Genomic DNA, 16,424 nt, shown 5'->3' on the forward strand with positions numbered 1-16,424 from the left:
ATGGCGACGGAGCAGAGCACTTCGGAGGTCACCCGGGAGTTCCGGGCGGCGCGGGACTTCCTGGTGGCGCATCGGGACGACTACGAGACGGCGTACCGGGACTTCAGCTGGCCGCAGTTCGAGCGGTTCAACTGGGCCCGGGACTGGTTCGACGCCCTGGCGGTCGAGCAGCCCGAGGTCGCCGCGCTGACGATCGTCGAGGAGGACGGCGAGGTCAACTCGCGGACGTACGCCGAGATGGCCGAGCGCTCCCGCAAGGTGGCCGGCTGGCTGACCGCGGCAGGCCTGAAGCCGGGCGACCGGGTGCTGATCGTGCTCGGCAACCAGGTCGAGCTGTGGGAGACCATGCTCGGCTGCATCCGCGCCGGCGCGGTGATGATCCCCGCGACCACGCTGCTCACCGACGCCGACCTGGCGGATCGGATCTCCCGCGGCAACGTGCGCGCCGTCGTCACCAGCGGAGCCGACGCCGGACGGTACGCCGGGATCGCGGACCACTGCATCCGCATCGCCGTCGGCTCACCGGCCGAGGGCTGGCTCCACTACGACGATGTGGTGTCGTACGACGGCCCGGTCCCCGAGGTGGACACCGCCGCCGACGACTCGCTGCTGCTGTACTTCACCTCCGGTACGACGAGTCAGCCGAAGCTGGTCGAGCACACGCAGGTCAGCTACCCGCTCGGGCACCTGTCGACGATGTACTGGATCGGCCTGCAGCCGGGCGACGTACACCTGAATGTCTCGTCCCCCGGCTGGGCCAAGCACTCGTGGAGCAACGTGTTCGCCCCGTGGAACGCGGGCGCCACGGTCTTCCTCTACAACTACACGCGCTTCGACGCCTCGCAGATGCTCGAGGTGCTGGCGACGTACGGCGTGACCACCTTCTGCGCGCCGCCGACAGTCTGGCGGATGCTGATCCAGGCCGACCTGTCCGCGGTGGACGTGAAGATCCGCGAGTGCATCTCGGCCGGCGAGCCGCTGAACCCCGAGGTGATCGACCAGGTCCGGAACGCCTGGGACATCACGATCCGGGACGGGTACGGGCAGACCGAGACGACCGCGCAGATCGGGAACCCGCCGGGCCAGCCGGTGAAGCTCGGCTCGATGGGCCGGCCGCTGCCCGGATACACGATCGCGCTGATCGACCCGTCCACCGACGAGATCGGCGACGACGGCGAGATCTGCATCGAGCTGGCTCCCCCGCCGGTCCCGCTGATGCGCGGGTACCGGGACGCCGACGAGCTCACCGCCGAGGTCATGCGGAACGGGTACTACCACACCGGCGACGTCGCCAGCCGGGACGCGGACGGCTACATCACCTACGTCGGGCGTTCCGACGACGTGTTCAAGGCCAGCGACTACCGGATCTCGCCGTTCGAGCTGGAGTCGGTGCTGATCGAGCACCCGGCCGTCGCGGAGGCCGCCGTCGTACCGTCGCCGGACCCGGTGCGACTCGCCGTACCCAAGGCGTACGTCGTACTCGCGACCGGGCACGAGCCGTCGCGGGAGCTGGCCGGGGAGATCCTGGCCTTCTGCCGCGAACACCTGGCGCCGTACAAGCGGATCCGGCGGCTGGAATTCGCGGAGCTGCCGAAGACCATCTCCGGAAAGATCCGGCGCGTCGAGCTGCGCGCGGACGAGGCGGCCAAGGTCGACAGCGGAAACGCCGGCCAGACGTACGACGAGGCCGACTTCAAGTAGCCGTCCCGGGCACCGGTTCCGGACGGGCGTACGGTGTCTCCATGAGTGACGACAAGGGCATCTTCAGCCGCATCGACGAGTTGGTGGCCGAGGAGCACGAGCTCCGTACGAAGCACGCGGCCGGGCAGGTCGACAACGCCGACGAGCAGGCCCGGCTCCGGGCCCTCGAGGTCGAGCTGGACCAGTGCTGGGACCTCCTCCGCCAGCGCCGCGCCAAGCGCGAGTTCGGCGAGAACCCGGACGACGCCCAGGCCCGCACCTCCGATACCGTCGAGGGTTACCTCAACTAGAAACCACGCAGTTTCTCCGGGGTGAGCCGGACCAGCACCGAGTACGCGGCGTGGAACTGGTCCGGCGTCATCCCGAGCCCGGCGATGTCGTCGGCGTACTTCGTGTTGTAGGCCGCCAGGGCCTCGCCGGAGAGCGGTTCGGGGTCGATCCGGGCTGTGCCGGTGATCACGCCGACGTCGCCGCCGGTGTGGGTCGCGTTGAAGTTGACGGCGACCTGCGGGTGCGCCGCGATGTTGCGGAGCTTGGCCTTGCCGGGCTCGCTGCCGATCAGCAGTTCGTCGCCGTACCAGAGGAACCACACCGGTGTCGGCGCCGGCGTACCGGACTTCGCGACGGTGGTCAGCCAGACCACCCGTTCGTCCTCGAGCTGCCGGGCGATGCGCTTGCCGAAACCGGTGGACGTGTCGATCGAGAACATCAAACCCCTTAGGGTGTCGGTCCGAGGCGACGCCACTCGATCGCGGGGCAGTGGTCCATCACCATCGTGAGGCCTGCCGCCGTCGCTCGCGCATAGGCGTCCTGATCCACTACGTCGAGCTGGAACCACACCGCCTTCGCATTGATTCCCACCGCCTGGTCCGCGATGTCGCCGGCCAGCTCGGACCGTACGAACACGTCGACGCAATCGACCGGGAACGGGATCTCGGCCAGCGTCGGGTATCCCTGCTCGCCGTGGACGGTTTCCGCGGCCGGGTGCACCGGGACGATCCGCTTCCCGTGGTCCTGCAGGAAACGCGCCACGCCGTACGCCGCACGGCTGGTGTTGTTCGACAGGCCGACCACGGCCCAGGTGTCGCAGTCGGCCAGGATCTTCCGGATCGCCTCGTCCATCGTCAGCCCCTCAGGTAGGTCAGTACCGCGGACACCCGCCGGTCGAGCCCGTCGTCCAGTCGCAGCTTCGCGAAGATGTTGCCGACGTGCTTGCGGACCGCGGCCTCGCTGACCACGAGCTGCTCCGCGATCGACGCGTTCACCCGGCCCTCGGCCATCAGCGCGAGCACCTCCAGCTCCCGCGGTGTCAGCGCCGCCAGCGGCCCGTCGTTCCGCCGTCGCGCGAGCAACTGCCGCACCACCTCCGGATCCACCACGGTACCCCCGTCCGCGACCCGGTCCAGCGACTCCAGGAACTCGGCCACATGCCCGACCCGGTCCTTCAGCAGGTACCCGATCCCGCCGCTCGTTGTCTCCAGCAACGACGACAGGTACGCGTCGGCGACGTACTGCGACAGCACCAGGATCCCGATCGCGGGCAGCTCGGCCCGGATCGCGGCGGCCGCGCGCAGCCCCTCGTCGCTGTGCCCGGGCGGCATCCGTACGTCGGTGATCACCACGTCCGGCGGGTCCTTGTGTACCACCGCGAGCAGCGTGTCAGCGTCCCCGACCGAGTCCCGCACGTCGTGCCCGGCGCGATCGAGAATGCTCGCCAGCCCCTCCCGCAGCAGCAGCGAATCCTCCGCCAGCACGATCGTCAGTCGCCGAGTCGGCACGGGCACTCCATCCTCAGTCGGGTCGGCCCACCGGGTGGGCTGTCGACGTCGAGTGTGCCGCCCAACGCGTCCAGCCGGGTCACCAGGCCCGTCAGCCCGGTCCCGGCACCGATCTGTGCGCCGCCGATCCCGTCGTCCTGCACGGTGATCACCAGCCGCCCGCGGTCCACCCAGCCGGACAGCTCGCAGGTCGTCGCCTGGGCGTGCTTGGCGACGTTCGCCAGCGTCTCGCTGACCACGAAGTACGCCGCTGCCTCGATCGGCGTGGGGAGCCGGTCCGGGAGCGTGATGTTCAGCGTCACCGGGAGCGGCATCCGGTCGGCCACCTCCCGCGCGGCTGCCTGCAGACCGTGATCGACCAGCACCCGCGGATGGATCCCGCGGACCGCGGCCCGCAGATCAGCGAGCGCCGCTTCCGCCCCGGAGTGGGCCTTCACCACCAGCCGCCGGCCCTCCCCCTCGGGCAGGTCCAGCTCGGCCAGCCCGAGCGTCATCGTCAGCCCGACCAGCCGCTGCTGTACGCCGTCGTGCAGGTGCCGCTCGATCCGCGCGCGCTCGGTCTCGAACGCGTCCACCAGGTCCAGCCGGGAGCGCCGGAGCGCGGCGAGGTTCCGCTGCAGTTCCTCCTGCCGCGGCCCGAGCATCGCCTTCGCGAGCGACGCCTCGGCCCCGGCGAGAACGCCGAGCAGGTACGAGCTGACCGCGAAGAACGGCGGGCCGAACAGGACCGTGAACAGCAGCCCTTCACCGAACGAGTCCAGCTTCCAGCTGAACATCGCCACGTCGTCGTGCCCGGCGATGAACGGGGTCGCGAGCGTGATGCCGAGGACGACCGCGCTCAGTCCGCCGAGCAGCGCGCTCAGCGGCCAGACGAAGACGCCGAGCACGAACCCGTACCCGAGCGCCCGCATCGACGCCTGCTCCCGGCGCCGGAACAGCAGCCGGGCCCTCGCCGTCAGCCCGGCCGGCAGGGCCGCGTGCGGGCTCGGGATCCCGTCCACCAGCATCAGCCCGGCCCGGCGGCGCTCGACGTACCCGATCGACGCTCCGATCAGCGGGAACGCCATCAGCATCAGGATCCCGATCACGATCGGGCTGAGGATCGCGCTCAGTCCGGCAAGACCGACCAGGACACCGAGCGACAGCACCCCCATCGGCACCGACGACAGCAGGTACGCGTACGACCGCCACGGCCACGACGAGATGAGGTACCGCGGCGACGCGAGCGCCGCCCATACCGTCTTCGGACTCTCCACCGCGTCAAGACTATGTTGGCCTCGTGCGGTCGGCGGTAGCGCGTGCGCTACTACCGCTCTCGCCTCCAGGCCAGCGTTCGGAGCGTCGTACGGCGGTTGGCTGGCAGCATGACCGCTACCGCGCCGACCTACCCCTCCGTCGCACCGATCGCGCCGCCTGCCCTGCTGCTCGACGGCATCACCAAGACGTACCGCTCCAAGGCCGGAGCGGTCGACGCGCTCCGGGGTGTCACGTACCACTTCGCGCGCGGCTCGTTCACCGCCGTCATGGGTCCGTCGGGCTCCGGCAAGTCCACGCTGCTGCAGTGCGCCGCTGGGCTCGACCAGCCGACCGCGGGGAACGTCGTACTGAACGGCGTCCCGTTGCGCGGCCTCAACGAGGTACAGCTGACCAAGCTGCGCAGGTCCGAGATGGGATTCGTGTTCCAGGCGTACAACCTGCTGCCGTCGTTGAGCGTGTACGACAACGTCGCGCTCCCCGTGCGGCTCACCGGCCGCCGTCCGGCGCGCAACGACGTACTGCGAGTGCTCGACCAGGTCGGGCTCGACGGCAAGGCCAAGCGCCGGCCCGCCGAACTGTCCGGCGGTCAGCAGCAGCGGGTGGCGATCGCGCGCGCACTGATCACCCAACCGTCAGTGTTCTTCGCCGACGAGCCGACCGGCGCGCTGGACAGCGGCACCAGCCGCCAGGTCCTCAGACTGTTGCGCGAGGCAACCGATCGCGCGGGCCAGACCGTGGTGATGGTCACCCACGACCCAGCCTCAGCGGCCTACGCCGACCGAGTCCTCTTCCTCTCCGACGGCCTCCTGGCCGGCCACCTCAACCACGCAACCCCACCCCAAATCGCCGCCGCCATGAACGAACTGCAGCGATAACGCCCGCAAACCACAAAGGACACTGCTTCGAGGCGACAGTTCTTGTCAGCCGCCTCCGGCGGCGCGCGGAAGGCACTACCGGACGCAGGTCGACGGCGAAGCCTGCCCTAGATGACATCGAGCAACGGAGCCTTCCCCGCCCAATGCCCCTCGGTCCGCACCATCCCCCGCTGCTTGGCCCACCGCCCGTTCCCGCCCATCACGATCGCCACCTGCCGCGGAACCAGCTCCTCCGGCACGCCCCCGAAGGACGCCCCTCCGGCGCCGCCACCACCACCTCGGGCTCCCGCCGAGACTCCAACGCCCGACCGCCGCCGACGACGACCAATAGGCGACATATCCCTCAGTCTCCCGCCCCACCTGCAACAACCTGCAACCTGTGGACAACCCCAAGGCCCGAACACCCTCCGTATGCAACCCTTAACCCACCCCACCCAGAACGGAGCCCCCGAATGCCCCGCCGACCGCTCCTAGCAGCCGCCACCACGCTCAGCACCCTCCTCCTGCTGACCGCCTGCAACGGCTCCCCCGAAGCCGGCCGGCCCAACTCGACGCCCAATCCGAGCTCGCCGACTACGGGCTCGCCAAGCCCGACAAAGTCTTCATCGGCGCCGTCTACGCCTGCTTGGACTCAGGCAGAACAAGCAGCGATCACCGCCGCCAAGGCGCGCTACGTGGCAGCTAGGGCGGCAGTCGACAAGGCGTTCAACGAGCCGGTGAAGGCCAAGCTGTCAGACTTGGAAGCTGCTGGAAACGGCGGCTCGTGGGTTCTGGAGCTCGGCTCACAACTCGACTTCCATGTGGAACATGGTTGGTATCAGGACGGCAAGGCAAAGGTCGTGTCGCTCAGCGTTCGATCCGCAAACATGAAGCTCGTGCAACCAGAGGTCAGGCTCACTGCATGCGTCGACAGCTCGCAGGTCGTATCGCGTTACCAGTCCAACAGCAAGCCCGTGCCGGTCGTATCCAACGACGGCACTCGTCATCAGTTCGAATCGCGACTTGTTTACGCACAGAGCAACCAAACAGGGAAGAAGATGTGGTTCGTTGTTGATGAGAAGACATCAAAATCATGTTAACACGCATCGCATGTCGGCTCATTGCTGCATCGACGTTTGTCTTCTGCGCCGTAACCTCACCTGCCGGTGCCGTTCCAATGGCGACTCCAACGCCTACGGCAAACCCCGAATTAGTGAAGGTCTGTACCCCGGTCGGGTGCCAGTTCGTTCCCCGATCGCAGATCAATGATCCCGGGAAATCTGCGGAACCTGGGCAGGCCGGGGACGGCGGAAAGCACGTAAAGTCCGTATGCAACTTCCACGGATCGGCGCAGGCCCTGTACATCCAAGCTAGGAAACTGGTCGAACAGCCAGCAGTGCTACCTGCACAGTGTTGATCCGCAGCCTCCATTCACCGATCCCGTTTGGAAGGGGCGCACAGATGGGAAGGTCTGGGCCTGTGTCCGCGAACAGGGATACGACTTGGGCAAACACCTCGTCACCAGGTGGGTGTGGATACCAGGCAAGCCCGACACAGTCGTCGTTGATCCGGTCACGCTGGCGTATCAGGCGATCGCAGACATGCGGCTTGCACCACCGCTGATCAAGACGGCTCCCAGTGCTGAGCAAATTGGTTTGGTGAACATGCCGGTCTGGTTGTGGGTGACCAAGACCGAGAACACCTGGGGACCGATTGTTCGGAGCGCAAGTGTGCCGGGGGTTTCGGTGACGGCTACGGCTCAGGTCAAGGCAATCGACTGGTCGATGGGCGACGGCAGTAAAGTGCGTTGCGAAGGGCCGGGTACTGCATACACCAAGGCTATGGGAGTGAAGAACTAACCTACTTGCGGGCACCGCTACGGCAAGACGTCACACAAACTTCCCAACTGTAAGCACCCGGTAACCGCGGTGGCACAATGGGATATCACCTGGCAGAGCACAATTGCTGATAACGGTCAGATTTCCATAACGCAGCAGACCACCACCCAACTGCGTATCGGTGAAGCGGTTCCTGTGCTCGTCGATCCCAAGGGCGGGCAGACCACCACCAGCTCCGGATGCTGACAGGAAGACCTGATCTTTGGTAGCCGGTGGTCTGGGAGGTCGGACGTTCCGCTGAGCGTCCGACGCCGTCCGTCGGGCGCACTCAGAGCATTGGTACTCGACGTCGGGCCCGGTTCCGTGGGCTGCTCGGCCGCTACTCGCCGCCGTCGCTGTGTTCAGCACGCTAGTCATGAACCCGTGCCACGGCTCCCCGAAGCCGACCAGCCCGCCAGTTCTCCCTCCTACTCGCCCACGATGCGCTCGGCCCCTGTCCCCAGCTCGCCATCCACTCCTGGATGCACCGCTGCGGACAGGCTGACATCACCACTGCTGAGCTCCGATATCTCCGGTGGACCGCGCCAGCACAGAGTCTGAGGAGTTATCCACAACGTCGAGATGTGGGTGGGGCCATGAGTGACTAGCATTTACTGCATGTTTCGGCCTACGACTGACGCCCGGATATACCTGCTCGAGGAGGACGATCGACGAATTGTTCCTGGAGGACCTGCCGTCATCGGACCGGACGGCGTACGGGAAGATATCCCGCCGGCGGTCTACCGGGTCCTGCGACATGTGCTCGAGGCCATGCAGGCCGGTCGCGCGGTCAAGGTCAGCCCGCTACGGACGGAGCTGCCCATCGACGAGGCGGCGGATGCGGTCGCCGTCGCCCGCGATGTGCTTCGCAAGCATGTCGGCGCAGGTGAAATTCCCTTCCGGTCGACGGAGTCCGTCGATTGGGTACGGCTGGCTGATGTCATGACCTGGGACAACAGCCGACGAGCAGCGCGCCGCGCCGTACTTGACGAGTACTGGGCAGATGAGCCTGACAATGATGAGCATCCGTCATGATCGAGGCCGGAGGGCCCGAAGACACGAGCCCGGAGCGCGCGTTCCTGGACGCGAACGTCATCCGCGGCCAGCAGACGACCGACGTCCTGCTATCCGTAGCCGCCGAGGGTGTCTACGAGCCACAGTGGACACAGAAGGTGATTGACGAGATGCGCCGGAATCGGCCTCCCGGGCTGTCCGAGGCCGACATCGACCGGCGTATCCGAACGATGAACAAAGCCTTCCCTGATGCCGTGGTCGAGGCACCACCCCAGGAACTGCAGGATCAGATGGACGCCGATCCCAAGGACAAACACGTGCTGGCTGGTGCCGTGCAAAGTCGGTCATCGGTGCTGGTCACGGACAATCTGAAAGACTTCAACCCGCCGACGTCGGGTCCGAACGCGATGCGGGTCGAGAACTTGAACCAGTTCCTCATCCGAAAGCTCGAAGAAGAGCCCGAGCGCGTGCAGTCCGGGCTGCAGAACATGGTGAGTCGACACCGGCGGGAGCCGCGGACGATGGCGGCTCTTATCGATGTCATGGCCGAGGGACAAGAGCTTCGTGGGTTTGCCCAGAAGCTGAACACCATGGTGCCGCCGGAGCAGCGGGGGACGTCGCCGGTGCTGGCCGCCAACCAGCGTGGGAATGCTCGGTACACCGCGCTCGAGGGGGTGGCTGAGCCTGGTTCGCCTGAGGCTCCGTCGGCGGCTCCAGCGGCGAGGAAGGATGGCGGGTCGAAGGGGACGCAGCGGGCCAGGGACGCCGAGCAGGAGAAGTGATCGCCCAACCAGATGCACGCGGTATGCCAGTCGCCGGTGAGGTGCGTGACGGTGGCGGGGACGGGAGACCACCGAGCAGACCGGGACGTCGCGGCCCAGTGCGGGCGAGGCTCAGTCGCCCTGCCAGGACTTGGGAGTTGTCCACAGAAGCGCCAGACCTGCCACGGATGCGCGGGCTTCAGCGACTAACTTGGACTTATGTTTCGGCCTACGACTGACTCGCGCATCTACCTGTTGGACGAGGATGACCGGCGCACGGCGCCGGACGGGCCGGCTGTGATCGGGCCCGGAGGGAGGCGGGAGGACATTTCGCCGGTTTTGTGTGAAGTGATTCAGCACGTGCTGGAGGCGATGCGCGCCGGGCGAGCGGTCAAAATCAGCCCATTGCGGCCTGAGTTGCCGATCGATGAGGCGGCGGACGCCATCGGAATGCGGTGTGACGACTTCCGCGCCTATGTCAGCGAGGGCGCCATTCCCTTCAGGTCTACGCAGTACGTCGATTGGGTGCGGCTGGCCGACGTCCTCGATTGGGAGAACAAGCGCTCCGCGGAGCAGCAGGCGGCGATGGACGAACTGCTCGGCGGCGACCCGATGGATGACGACGGCCAGTCATGAAATCCACCCGGCAGGCCTACACCGATCGTGTCGAAACCGCCTTCCTCGATGCCAATGCGATACGTGGCCAGCAGACAACGGATGTCTGTTGTCGCTGGCGAGCCGCCGGGTCTTCGAACCGCGCTGGACGCGGCACGTGATCGACGAGATGCGCCGTAACAACCGCAGGCCCTGCAGGATCAGATGCAGGCGGATCCTAAGAACAAGCACGTGCTGGCGGGCGCCGTGCACAGTGAGTCGGATGTACTGGTCACCGACAATCTGAAGGACTTCGATCCGCCGACGTCGGGGCCGAACGCGATGCGCGTCGAGAACCTGAACCAGTTCCTGAATCGGAAACTCGAGGAGGATCCGGGACGGGTGCAGGAGGGCCTGAACGCCATGCTCGATCGCAATCGGCGGGAGCCGAAGATGATGGCGGCGTTGATTGACGTGATGGCTGAGGGGCAGGAGCTTCGGGGGTTTGCGCAGGAGTTGAACGCGGTTGTGCCGGAGGGGCAGCGCGGGACTTCGCCGGTGCTGGCTGCCAACCAGCGAGGGGCTGCTCAGTACACGGCGTTTGAAGGGGTGGCTCGGCCTGCGGCGGCGCAAGCTCCGGAGACGGCGCCGGAGGTGCGGAAGTCCGCGGGTGGGCAGAGCGCCGAGAAGGCCAAGGACACCGAGCAGGGCAAGTGACCCGCTCCAGCTCGACAGAACCGCAACAGGCTGTGTGACGAGCCTCGAGCGGTCTCGGAGCCAGGTTCTGAGGAGAGCGGAGAGGTGAGTGACGGCGGCGGGCGGCTGAAGCTGGTAGCTGCTGGTGGTGCGGACCATGCGAGCCCGACCGCCCGCGCGCTCGACGAATCCAATCGCGCTAAGTGCGACCACGACGAGAGTCGAGGCCGCCGTACCTTCCAGCATCGCCCCCAGCCGACCTGAGTCTTATCAATTTAGTGCGCACGGTCCGGTCAGGGTGATCTGTGCGAGGGCGTCGCGTCGGTCGGTGGGTAGTTCGGCGGTCGGGAGTTGTTGGCCTGCGCGGATCTGGACGGTGCGGCAGCGGCGTGCGGTGGTGACGAACATTTTGATCGACCAGCCGGTGCGGTCCTCGATGAATCGGGTGATGGCCAGTGCGGCGAACACGATGGTGATGTGGGCGTCGATGGATTCGCGTCTGTGGTGGTAGATCGGCCGCGCCTTGAGGTTGTGCTTGGACATCCGGAAGCTCTTCTCGATGCGCCATAGCTGGTGGTAGGCACCGATCACGAAGTCAGACGTGAGGTTGTCGATGTTGGTGGTGCAGCCCTCACCGCGGCCTTCCCAGCAACGGCGTTCTCGGCCTTGGCGACCTGTTCGTCGATCCCAAGCAGCGTGCGTCGAGCCCGGTCGGCCCGGTACTGGTAGCAGATAGCCTTGTCCCAGCGGCCTCGGTCCTCCCCGACCTGTGAGGCCGGCCAAAGCTGGGTGAACGCATGCCCATCGGGAACGTCCTCGATCGCAGCCTGGTTGGCATCCGAGATCATTCCCGCATCCGCGACCACCGCCACGTCCCGCAGACCGTGAGCTGCCATGAAGGAGGCTCCGGCGCCAAGACTCCTGGGCATAGACCGGCAGCGGCGGTTCAGCGTGGGATACGACGCCGCACCGACACCGACCTCCTCCAGTACCCGCAGGCTGTCTCGCTTGCTGGTCGGCTCGATGATCCGCACCAAGCACCAGTTGCCGGAACACCTCGTCCCCACCGGCAGCCTGACCGAAGCCGCCGAGACGACCACAAGGCCTGGACCGCCGTCGCTTCTGACGCGGTCTTCACGGTCCGCGCGTACGCCACGACCCCGACCCACGAGCCGATTGATGTGCGGGCTCAGGTCGCGCACCGATGAGTTCCCGGCGCCGCGCCTGACGCCGGAGACCGATTCACGCCTCCGCGGTGGTCTGCCTGCCGGCCGCGTACGCGTTCGCGCGAAGGCTGGCATCGTGCGGAAACTGATCTACGGGATGAACGTGACCCTGACGGCTACATCGCGTGCCTGGTGACGACATCGGGTGGAGCGGGCCGCCGAGAGACGAGCTGTCGCGGTCAAGCAGCGCCACATACTTCTCGACTGCGGCGCAGTCGCCTGCCTCGGCCGCGGCTCGGTCGTAGCAGCTGATGCGTTGCCGGATCTGGGCGTGTTGGCGCCGGGCCGGATCAGCGTGGCCGGGGCAGCGTCGGCCGTGCGGCGGGTATTCAGCGCATGATCTATACATGGTCAGTTCCTCCCAACTGACCAGTCCTCACAATCCGTTGTGAACAGCGACGGGGACCGGCGCAACCAATCGAGTGACACCAGACTGCGACACTCGATTCCGGCGCCGAGGGACTCAGTCGATCAATTCCGGCATCACCGACTTGACGAACAAGTCGATGCCGGACCGGTCGTAGGCCGACTCGATAAAGTGCAGGATCGTGTACTTCATACCAAGACTCTTCATGTGGGTCAGGCGTTCCACGATCTGCTCTGGCGTGCCGACCAGCAGCCCAGAGGCGTACAGGTGGTCGAAATCAGCCAGTTTGTCGGCCGGGACCAGCGGCTCGTACTGTGCGTGGACCCAGGCCAGCCGGTCCTGGACGTCCTTCTCCGTCTCGCCGATCATGATGTTGTAGTTGGCCGACCGGACGATCGCGTCGAAATCGGTACCCACCTCACGGCAGTGCCCGGCCAGAACCTCCGACTTGTGCTGGAAACCCTCCGGGTCGCTGTCGAAGTTGGTGTAGTTGGCGTACTTCGCCGCGATTCGCAGCGTCTTCTGCTCACCCCCACCGGCGATCCAGACCGGGATGCCACCCTCCTGCAGCGGCAGCGGACGGCTGATCGCGCCGTCGACCTGGTAGTACTTGCCCTCCAGCGTCGCGGTGCCGGTATTCCATAGCTGGCGCATGATCTGCACGCCCTCGTCCAGCCTGCCGAGCCGCTCGCCAGCACGCGGGAAGCCATAGCCGTAGGCCCGCCACTCGTGCTCGTACCAGCCGGCACCGATCCCCATCTCCACCCGGCCACCGGAAATGATGTCGACCGTGGACGCAACCTTGGCCAGGTACGCCGGGTTGCGGTAACCCATGGACGTACACATCTGGCCCAGCCGCACCCGGCTGGTCGCCGCGGCAAAGGCAGCCATCAGCGACCACGCCTCGTGCGTCGCCTCCTCGGTGGGCACCGGCACGGTGTGGAAGTGGTCGTAGACCCAGATCGACTCGAAAGGCTCGGCCTCGGCGTACCTGGCCAGATCCAGCATCGTCCGCCAGTGCTCGCTCGGCTCGATCCCGACCAGGTCAAGCTTCCAGCCCTGCGGCATGAAGAGTCCAAATCGCATGGGCAGATCATAGTGCTGCCTGGGGTGCGTCCGCGGTGATGATCAATTCGGCGCAATACACCTCGCGACCCCCTTGGGCACACAACGCAACGGACTCGGCACGGTGACAACTGCGACGAGTTCCCTTCGTCGCGAGCTATGAGAGCCGCGCAATGCGTGGCTTCCGGGGCACCGACTGCTACAAAATCACCTACGCGCGCTGCTCCACGACGAGCAGGACGTGATCGTGCAGACCGAACAGTTGCAAGCCCTGGGGGTCGAGCCGGATCTGCCTGGGCACCTCGGTCTACGACTGGGACGACCAGATCAGTGCGCAAATCCACAGCCCCGGCACGCAAACCCGCAGGTCACAGCCACGCCGACTCCGTCTCGGTGATAAGAGTCAGGTTTCAGCTGCCTCCGGCGGCGCAACCCATCAACGCGCTCTCGTCCCTCAGCGAGCCCGACCGTCCGCGCTGCGGTTTCACGTCGCGGCGGGGCGCCTGCAACTTCGCCGGAGCCGGTTCGCTGCGGAGCGGCTCGCGCGCCGTCGGAGGCGGCCGAAGGTCGGGCCGCGAAGCGGTGTCCTTTGGACGGTTCCGTCGGGCATCCTGCTGGGTATCCGCGGATTTTGTCTGGTCCTGGCGGTAGGGTCCGCTCTGGCCCCGGCGACGTACCTTCTGCGGGTCGTGGCCAGGGAAACGGTCGTTCACCAGGGACAATAGGTGCGGCGCCGGACCGTCGCGGCGCCTGTACCGCTTGATCGAGGAGTTCGTAGAACCGCATGGCACGCCGTACCAGCACCGCCGAGCCCGAGGACTTCGAGGAGCGCATCCTCGACGTCGACGTCTCCGACGAGATGCGTACCAGCTACCTGGAGTACGCCTACTCGGTGATCTACGCCCGGGCGCTCCCGGATGCCCGGGACGGCCTGAAACCGGTCCAGCGGCGGATCCTGTTCTCGATGGCGGAGAACAACATCCGCCCGGACCGCGGCCACGTGAAGTCGGCCCGCGTCGTCGGTGAAGTGATGGGTAAGTACCACCCGCACGGCGACGGCGCCATCTACGACGCCCTGGTCCGCATCGAGCAGCCGTGGTCGATGCGCGTCCCACTGATCGACGGCCACGGAAACTTCGGATCTCTGGACGATGGTCCAGCGGCGATGCGGTATACGGAATGCCGGATGGCGCCGTCGGCGATGGCGATGACCAGCGGGCTGGACGAGAACGTCGTCGACTTCCGGCCGAACTACGACGGTCAGGAGGAGGAGCCCGGGGTCCTGCCGGCCGCGTTTCCGAACCTGCTGGTCAACGGTGCCGCCGGGATCGCCGTCGGGATGGCCACGAACATGGCCCCGCACAACCTGGTCGAGGTGGTCCAGGCGCTGCGGCACCTGATCAAGACGCCGACCGCGGACCTCGACGACCTGATGCGGTTCGTCCCGGGCCCGGACCTGCCGACCGGTGGCAAGATCGTCGGCCTGGACGGCATCAAGGACGCGTACGCGACCGGCCGCGGCAGCTTCAAGATGCGCGCCACCGCCCGGATCGAGAACGTCACCCCGCGCCGCAAGGGCATCGTGGTCACCGAGCTGCCGTACTCCGTCGGCCCGGAGAAGGTGATCGAGAAGATCAAGACCCTGGTGCAGAGCAAGAAGCTCCAGGGCATCGCGGACGTCAAGGACCTCACCGACCGGATGCACGGCACCCAGCTGGTGATCGAGGTCAAGAACGGGTTCGTCCCGGAGGCGCTGCTCGAGCAGCTCTACAAGCTCACGCCGCTCGAGGACGCGTTCCACGTCAACAACGTCTGCCTGGTCGAGGGCCAGCCGCGGACGCTCGGCCTGAAGCCTCTCCTCGAGGTGTACCTCGCGCACCGGTACGACGTGGTCCGCCGGCGCAGCGAGTTCCGCCGGAAGAAGGCGCAGGACCGGCTGCACATCGTCGACGGCCTGCTGATCGCGATCCTGGACATCGACGAGGTCATCCAGGTGATCCGGAGCAGCGACGACTCGGCCGAGGCGCGGTCCCGGCTGATCGAGATCTACGAGCTGTCCGAGGTCCAGGCGAACTACATCCTGGACATGCCGCTGCGCCGGCTGACGAAGTACTCGAAGCTCGAGCTGGAGACAGAGAAGGGCGAGCTGGAGCGCGACATCGAGGCACTGACCGCGATCATCGAGGACGAGGCGCTGCTCCGCAAGACGGTCTCCGACGAGCTCGCCGAGGTCGCCAAGACGTACGGGACGCCGCGCCGGACGGTGCTGCTGGAGTCGTCCGGCGCCACCAAGACGGCCGCCGTGCCGCTCGAGGTCAGCGACGACCCGTGCTGGATCCTGATGAGCTCCACCGGGCTGCTGGCCCGGATCGACGGCGTCGAGCCGTTCGGCGCCACCGAGTCGCGGGCCAAGCACGACGCGATCGTGTCGGTGGTCAAGAGCACCGCCCGCGGCCAGTACGGGCTGATCACGAGCGCGGGCCGGCTGATCCGGCTGGAGTCGCTCGACCTGCCCGCCGTACCGACCACCGCGAACGCGCCGAACCTGCAGGGTGGCGCGCCGGTCGCGGAGTTCGTGTCGCTGGAGCCGGGTGAGAAGGCGCTCGCGCTGACCACGATGGACCCGGAGTCGGTCGGTGTCGCGCTCGGTACGGCGGCCGGCGTGGTGAAGCGCGTCGTACCGGATCACCTGAGCAACCGCGACTCGTGGGAGATCGTCAGCCTGAAGGACGGCGACGAGGTGATCGGCGCGGTCGAGCTGGCGACCGGTGACGAGGAGCTGTGCTTCATCACGTCCGACGCGCAACTCCTGCACTTCCCGGCCTCCGCCGTACGGCCGCAGGGCCGGACCGCGGGCGGCATGGCCGGCGTCCGGCTGGCCGCGAAGGCGAAGGCGGTCTTCTTCGGCGCCGTGGACACCGCTCGCGAGGCGCAGGTCGTCACGATCGCGGGCTCGTCGTCGGCGCTGCCGGGGACCGAGGTCGGCGCGGTGAAGGTGACGCCGTTCAGCGAGTACCCGGGCAAGGGCCGCGGGACCGGCGGCGTCCGCTGCCAGCGGCTGCTCAAGGGCGAAGACTGGCTGCTGCTCGGGTACGTCGGGGTCGCGCCGGTGAAGGCCACCGCGAGCAGCGGGGCGCCGGTCGAGCTGCCGCCTGTCGACCCGCGGCGGGACGGTTCCGGCGTACCGGTGGCGCAGCCGATCGCTGCGTGCGCTTCCGATCTGGCAGGCTGAGG

The 16,424-nt window shown here is 67.1% G+C and carries 17 protein-coding genes and 2 pseudogenes; 12 read left to right on the forward strand and 7 right to left on the reverse strand.

Annotated features, from left to right (window positions below; genetic code table 11):
- A complete protein-coding gene (locus JOF29_RS19820; protein WP_209695643.1) occupies positions 1 to 1,701 on the forward strand; it encodes an AMP-binding protein in 1,701 nt (566 codons plus the stop codon).
- Positions 1,702 to 1,742: 41 nt separating this feature from the next.
- Positions 1,743 to 1,991, forward strand: a complete 249-nt coding sequence (locus JOF29_RS19825; RefSeq protein ID WP_209695644.1) for a DUF2630 family protein — start codon at positions 1,743 to 1,745, stop codon at positions 1,989 to 1,991.
- On the opposite strand, the gene JOF29_RS19830 is transcribed toward JOF29_RS19825, so the two are convergent.
- The 4 genes from JOF29_RS19830 to JOF29_RS19845 are packed head-to-tail and all read right to left on the reverse strand — an operon-like array spanning position 1,988 to position 4,735.
- Positions 1,988 to 2,410 (reverse strand): TIGR03667 family PPOX class F420-dependent oxidoreductase, encoded by a 423-nt coding sequence (locus tag JOF29_RS19830; protein WP_209695645.1) that lies wholly within the window; start codon positions 2,408 to 2,410, stop codon positions 1,988 to 1,990. The genes JOF29_RS19825 and JOF29_RS19830 overlap by 4 nt on opposite strands.
- Before the next feature lie 8 nt (positions 2,411 to 2,418).
- The gene (locus JOF29_RS19835) at positions 2,419 to 2,823 is read right to left on the reverse strand and encodes a CoA-binding protein (RefSeq protein WP_209695646.1); all 405 of its coding nucleotides are present in this window, start codon (positions 2,821 to 2,823) and stop codon (positions 2,419 to 2,421) included.
- A gap of 2 nt (positions 2,824 to 2,825) precedes the next feature.
- A complete protein-coding gene (locus JOF29_RS19840; RefSeq protein ID WP_307863480.1) occupies positions 2,826 to 3,479 on the reverse strand; it encodes a LuxR C-terminal-related transcriptional regulator in 654 nt (217 codons plus the stop codon).
- A complete protein-coding gene (locus JOF29_RS19845; RefSeq protein ID WP_209695647.1) occupies positions 3,461 to 4,735 on the reverse strand; it encodes a sensor histidine kinase in 1,275 nt (424 codons plus the stop codon). The genes JOF29_RS19840 and JOF29_RS19845 overlap by 19 nt, the downstream gene beginning before the upstream one ends.
- Before the next feature lie 108 nt (positions 4,736 to 4,843).
- Here JOF29_RS19845 and JOF29_RS19850 point away from each other — a divergent pair, with 108 nt between their 5' ends.
- A complete protein-coding gene (locus JOF29_RS19850; protein WP_209695648.1) occupies positions 4,844 to 5,611 on the forward strand; it encodes an ABC transporter ATP-binding protein in 768 nt (255 codons plus the stop codon).
- Positions 5,612 to 5,721: 110 nt separating this feature from the next.
- On the opposite strand, the pseudogene JOF29_RS19855 reads toward JOF29_RS19850, so the two are convergent.
- A pseudogene (locus tag JOF29_RS19855) lies at positions 5,722 to 5,850 on the reverse strand (isoprenyl transferase); the annotation flags it as partial.
- Positions 5,851 to 6,063: 213 nt separating this feature from the next.
- On the opposite strand from JOF29_RS19855, the gene JOF29_RS19860 reads away from it, so the two are divergent.
- The 8 genes from JOF29_RS19860 to JOF29_RS19895 all read left to right on the forward strand — a co-directional run bounded on the left by JOF29_RS19860 (position 6,064) and on the right by JOF29_RS19895 (position 10,796).
- Complete coding sequence (locus JOF29_RS19860) at positions 6,064 to 6,690, forward strand: hypothetical protein (RefSeq protein WP_209695650.1); 627 nt, start codon at positions 6,064 to 6,066, stop codon at positions 6,688 to 6,690.
- Between the two features lie 402 nt (positions 6,691 to 7,092).
- On the forward strand, positions 7,093 to 7,449 hold the full coding sequence (locus tag JOF29_RS19865; RefSeq protein WP_209695651.1) for a hypothetical protein: 357 nt from the start codon (positions 7,093 to 7,095) through the stop codon (positions 7,447 to 7,449).
- A 69-nt stretch (positions 7,450 to 7,518) separates the two neighbouring features.
- Entirely contained in the window at positions 7,519 to 7,674 is a 156-nt protein-coding gene (locus JOF29_RS19870; RefSeq protein ID WP_209695652.1) for a hypothetical protein, read from the forward strand.
- 411 nt (positions 7,675 to 8,085) lie between these two features.
- On the forward strand, positions 8,086 to 8,502 hold the full coding sequence (locus JOF29_RS19875) for a hypothetical protein (RefSeq protein ID WP_209695653.1): 417 nt from the start codon (positions 8,086 to 8,088) through the stop codon (positions 8,500 to 8,502).
- Complete coding sequence (locus JOF29_RS19880) at positions 8,499 to 9,263, forward strand: PIN domain-containing protein (RefSeq protein WP_209695654.1); 765 nt, start codon at positions 8,499 to 8,501, stop codon at positions 9,261 to 9,263. Before JOF29_RS19875 ends, JOF29_RS19880 begins: the two co-directional genes overlap by 4 nt.
- 198 nt (positions 9,264 to 9,461) lie before the next feature.
- Positions 9,462 to 9,878 (forward strand): hypothetical protein, encoded by a 417-nt coding sequence (locus JOF29_RS19885; RefSeq protein ID WP_209695655.1) that lies wholly within the window; start codon positions 9,462 to 9,464, stop codon positions 9,876 to 9,878.
- 210 nt (positions 9,879 to 10,088) lie between these two features.
- A complete protein-coding gene (locus JOF29_RS19890; RefSeq protein ID WP_209695656.1) occupies positions 10,089 to 10,553 on the forward strand; it encodes a hypothetical protein in 465 nt (154 codons plus the stop codon).
- Between the two features lie 84 nt (positions 10,554 to 10,637).
- The gene (locus tag JOF29_RS19895; RefSeq protein ID WP_209695657.1) at positions 10,638 to 10,796 is read left to right on the forward strand and encodes a hypothetical protein; all 159 of its coding nucleotides are present in this window, start codon (positions 10,638 to 10,640) and stop codon (positions 10,794 to 10,796) included.
- Positions 10,797 to 10,802: 6 nt separating this feature from the next.
- Here the strand turns inward: JOF29_RS19895 and JOF29_RS19905 are convergent.
- Both JOF29_RS19905 and JOF29_RS19910 read right to left on the reverse strand, forming a co-directional pair.
- A pseudogene (locus tag JOF29_RS19905) lies at positions 10,803 to 11,606 on the reverse strand (IS1634 family transposase); the annotation flags it as partial.
- A gap of 615 nt (positions 11,607 to 12,221) precedes the next feature.
- Positions 12,222 to 13,211: an LLM class F420-dependent oxidoreductase gene (locus JOF29_RS19910; RefSeq protein WP_209695660.1), complete on the reverse strand. Its 990-nt coding sequence runs from the start codon at positions 13,209 to 13,211 to the stop codon at positions 12,222 to 12,224.
- Positions 13,212 to 13,974: 763 nt separating this feature from the next.
- Here JOF29_RS19910 and JOF29_RS19915 point away from each other — a divergent pair.
- Positions 13,975 to 16,422, forward strand: coding sequence for a DNA gyrase/topoisomerase IV subunit A (locus tag JOF29_RS19915; RefSeq protein WP_209695661.1), 2,448 nt, complete (start codon positions 13,975 to 13,977; stop codon positions 16,420 to 16,422).
- Positions 16,423 to 16,424 lie beyond the last annotated feature (2 nt).

The organism is Kribbella aluminosa (genome assembly GCF_017876295.1).
GTDB classification, from domain to species: domain Bacteria; phylum Actinomycetota; class Actinomycetes; order Propionibacteriales; family Kribbellaceae; genus Kribbella; species Kribbella aluminosa.

What these genes read in the sequence shown, in the direction of transcription:
- JOF29_RS19820 (WP_209695643.1), top strand. Translation starts at nt 1, where the DNA reads ATGGCGACGGAGCAGAGCACTTCGGAGGTCACCCGGGAGTTCCGGGCG.
- JOF29_RS19825 (WP_209695644.1), top strand. Translation starts at nt 1,743, where the DNA reads ATGAGTGACGACAAGGGCATCTTCAGCCGCATCGACGAGTTGGTGGCC.
- JOF29_RS19830 (WP_209695645.1), bottom strand. Translation starts at nt 2,410, where the DNA reads ATGTTCTCGATCGACACGTCCACCGGTTTCGGCAAGCGCATCGCCCGG.
- JOF29_RS19835 (WP_209695646.1), bottom strand. Translation starts at nt 2,823, where the DNA reads ATGGACGAGGCGATCCGGAAGATCCTGGCCGACTGCGACACCTGGGCC.
- JOF29_RS19850 (WP_209695648.1), top strand. Translation starts at nt 4,844, where the DNA reads ATGACCGCTACCGCGCCGACCTACCCCTCCGTCGCACCGATCGCGCCG.
- JOF29_RS19860 (WP_209695650.1), top strand. Translation starts at nt 6,064, where the DNA reads ATGCCCCGCCGACCGCTCCTAGCAGCCGCCACCACGCTCAGCACCCTC.
- JOF29_RS19875 (WP_209695653.1), top strand. Translation starts at nt 8,086, where the DNA reads ATGTTTCGGCCTACGACTGACGCCCGGATATACCTGCTCGAGGAGGAC.
- JOF29_RS19880 (WP_209695654.1), top strand. Translation starts at nt 8,499, where the DNA reads ATGATCGAGGCCGGAGGGCCCGAAGACACGAGCCCGGAGCGCGCGTTC.
- JOF29_RS19885 (WP_209695655.1), top strand. Translation starts at nt 9,462, where the DNA reads ATGTTTCGGCCTACGACTGACTCGCGCATCTACCTGTTGGACGAGGAT.
- JOF29_RS19910 (WP_209695660.1), bottom strand. Translation starts at nt 13,211, where the DNA reads ATGCGATTTGGACTCTTCATGCCGCAGGGCTGGAAGCTTGACCTGGTC.
- JOF29_RS19915 (WP_209695661.1), top strand. Translation starts at nt 13,975, where the DNA reads ATGGCACGCCGTACCAGCACCGCCGAGCCCGAGGACTTCGAGGAGCGC.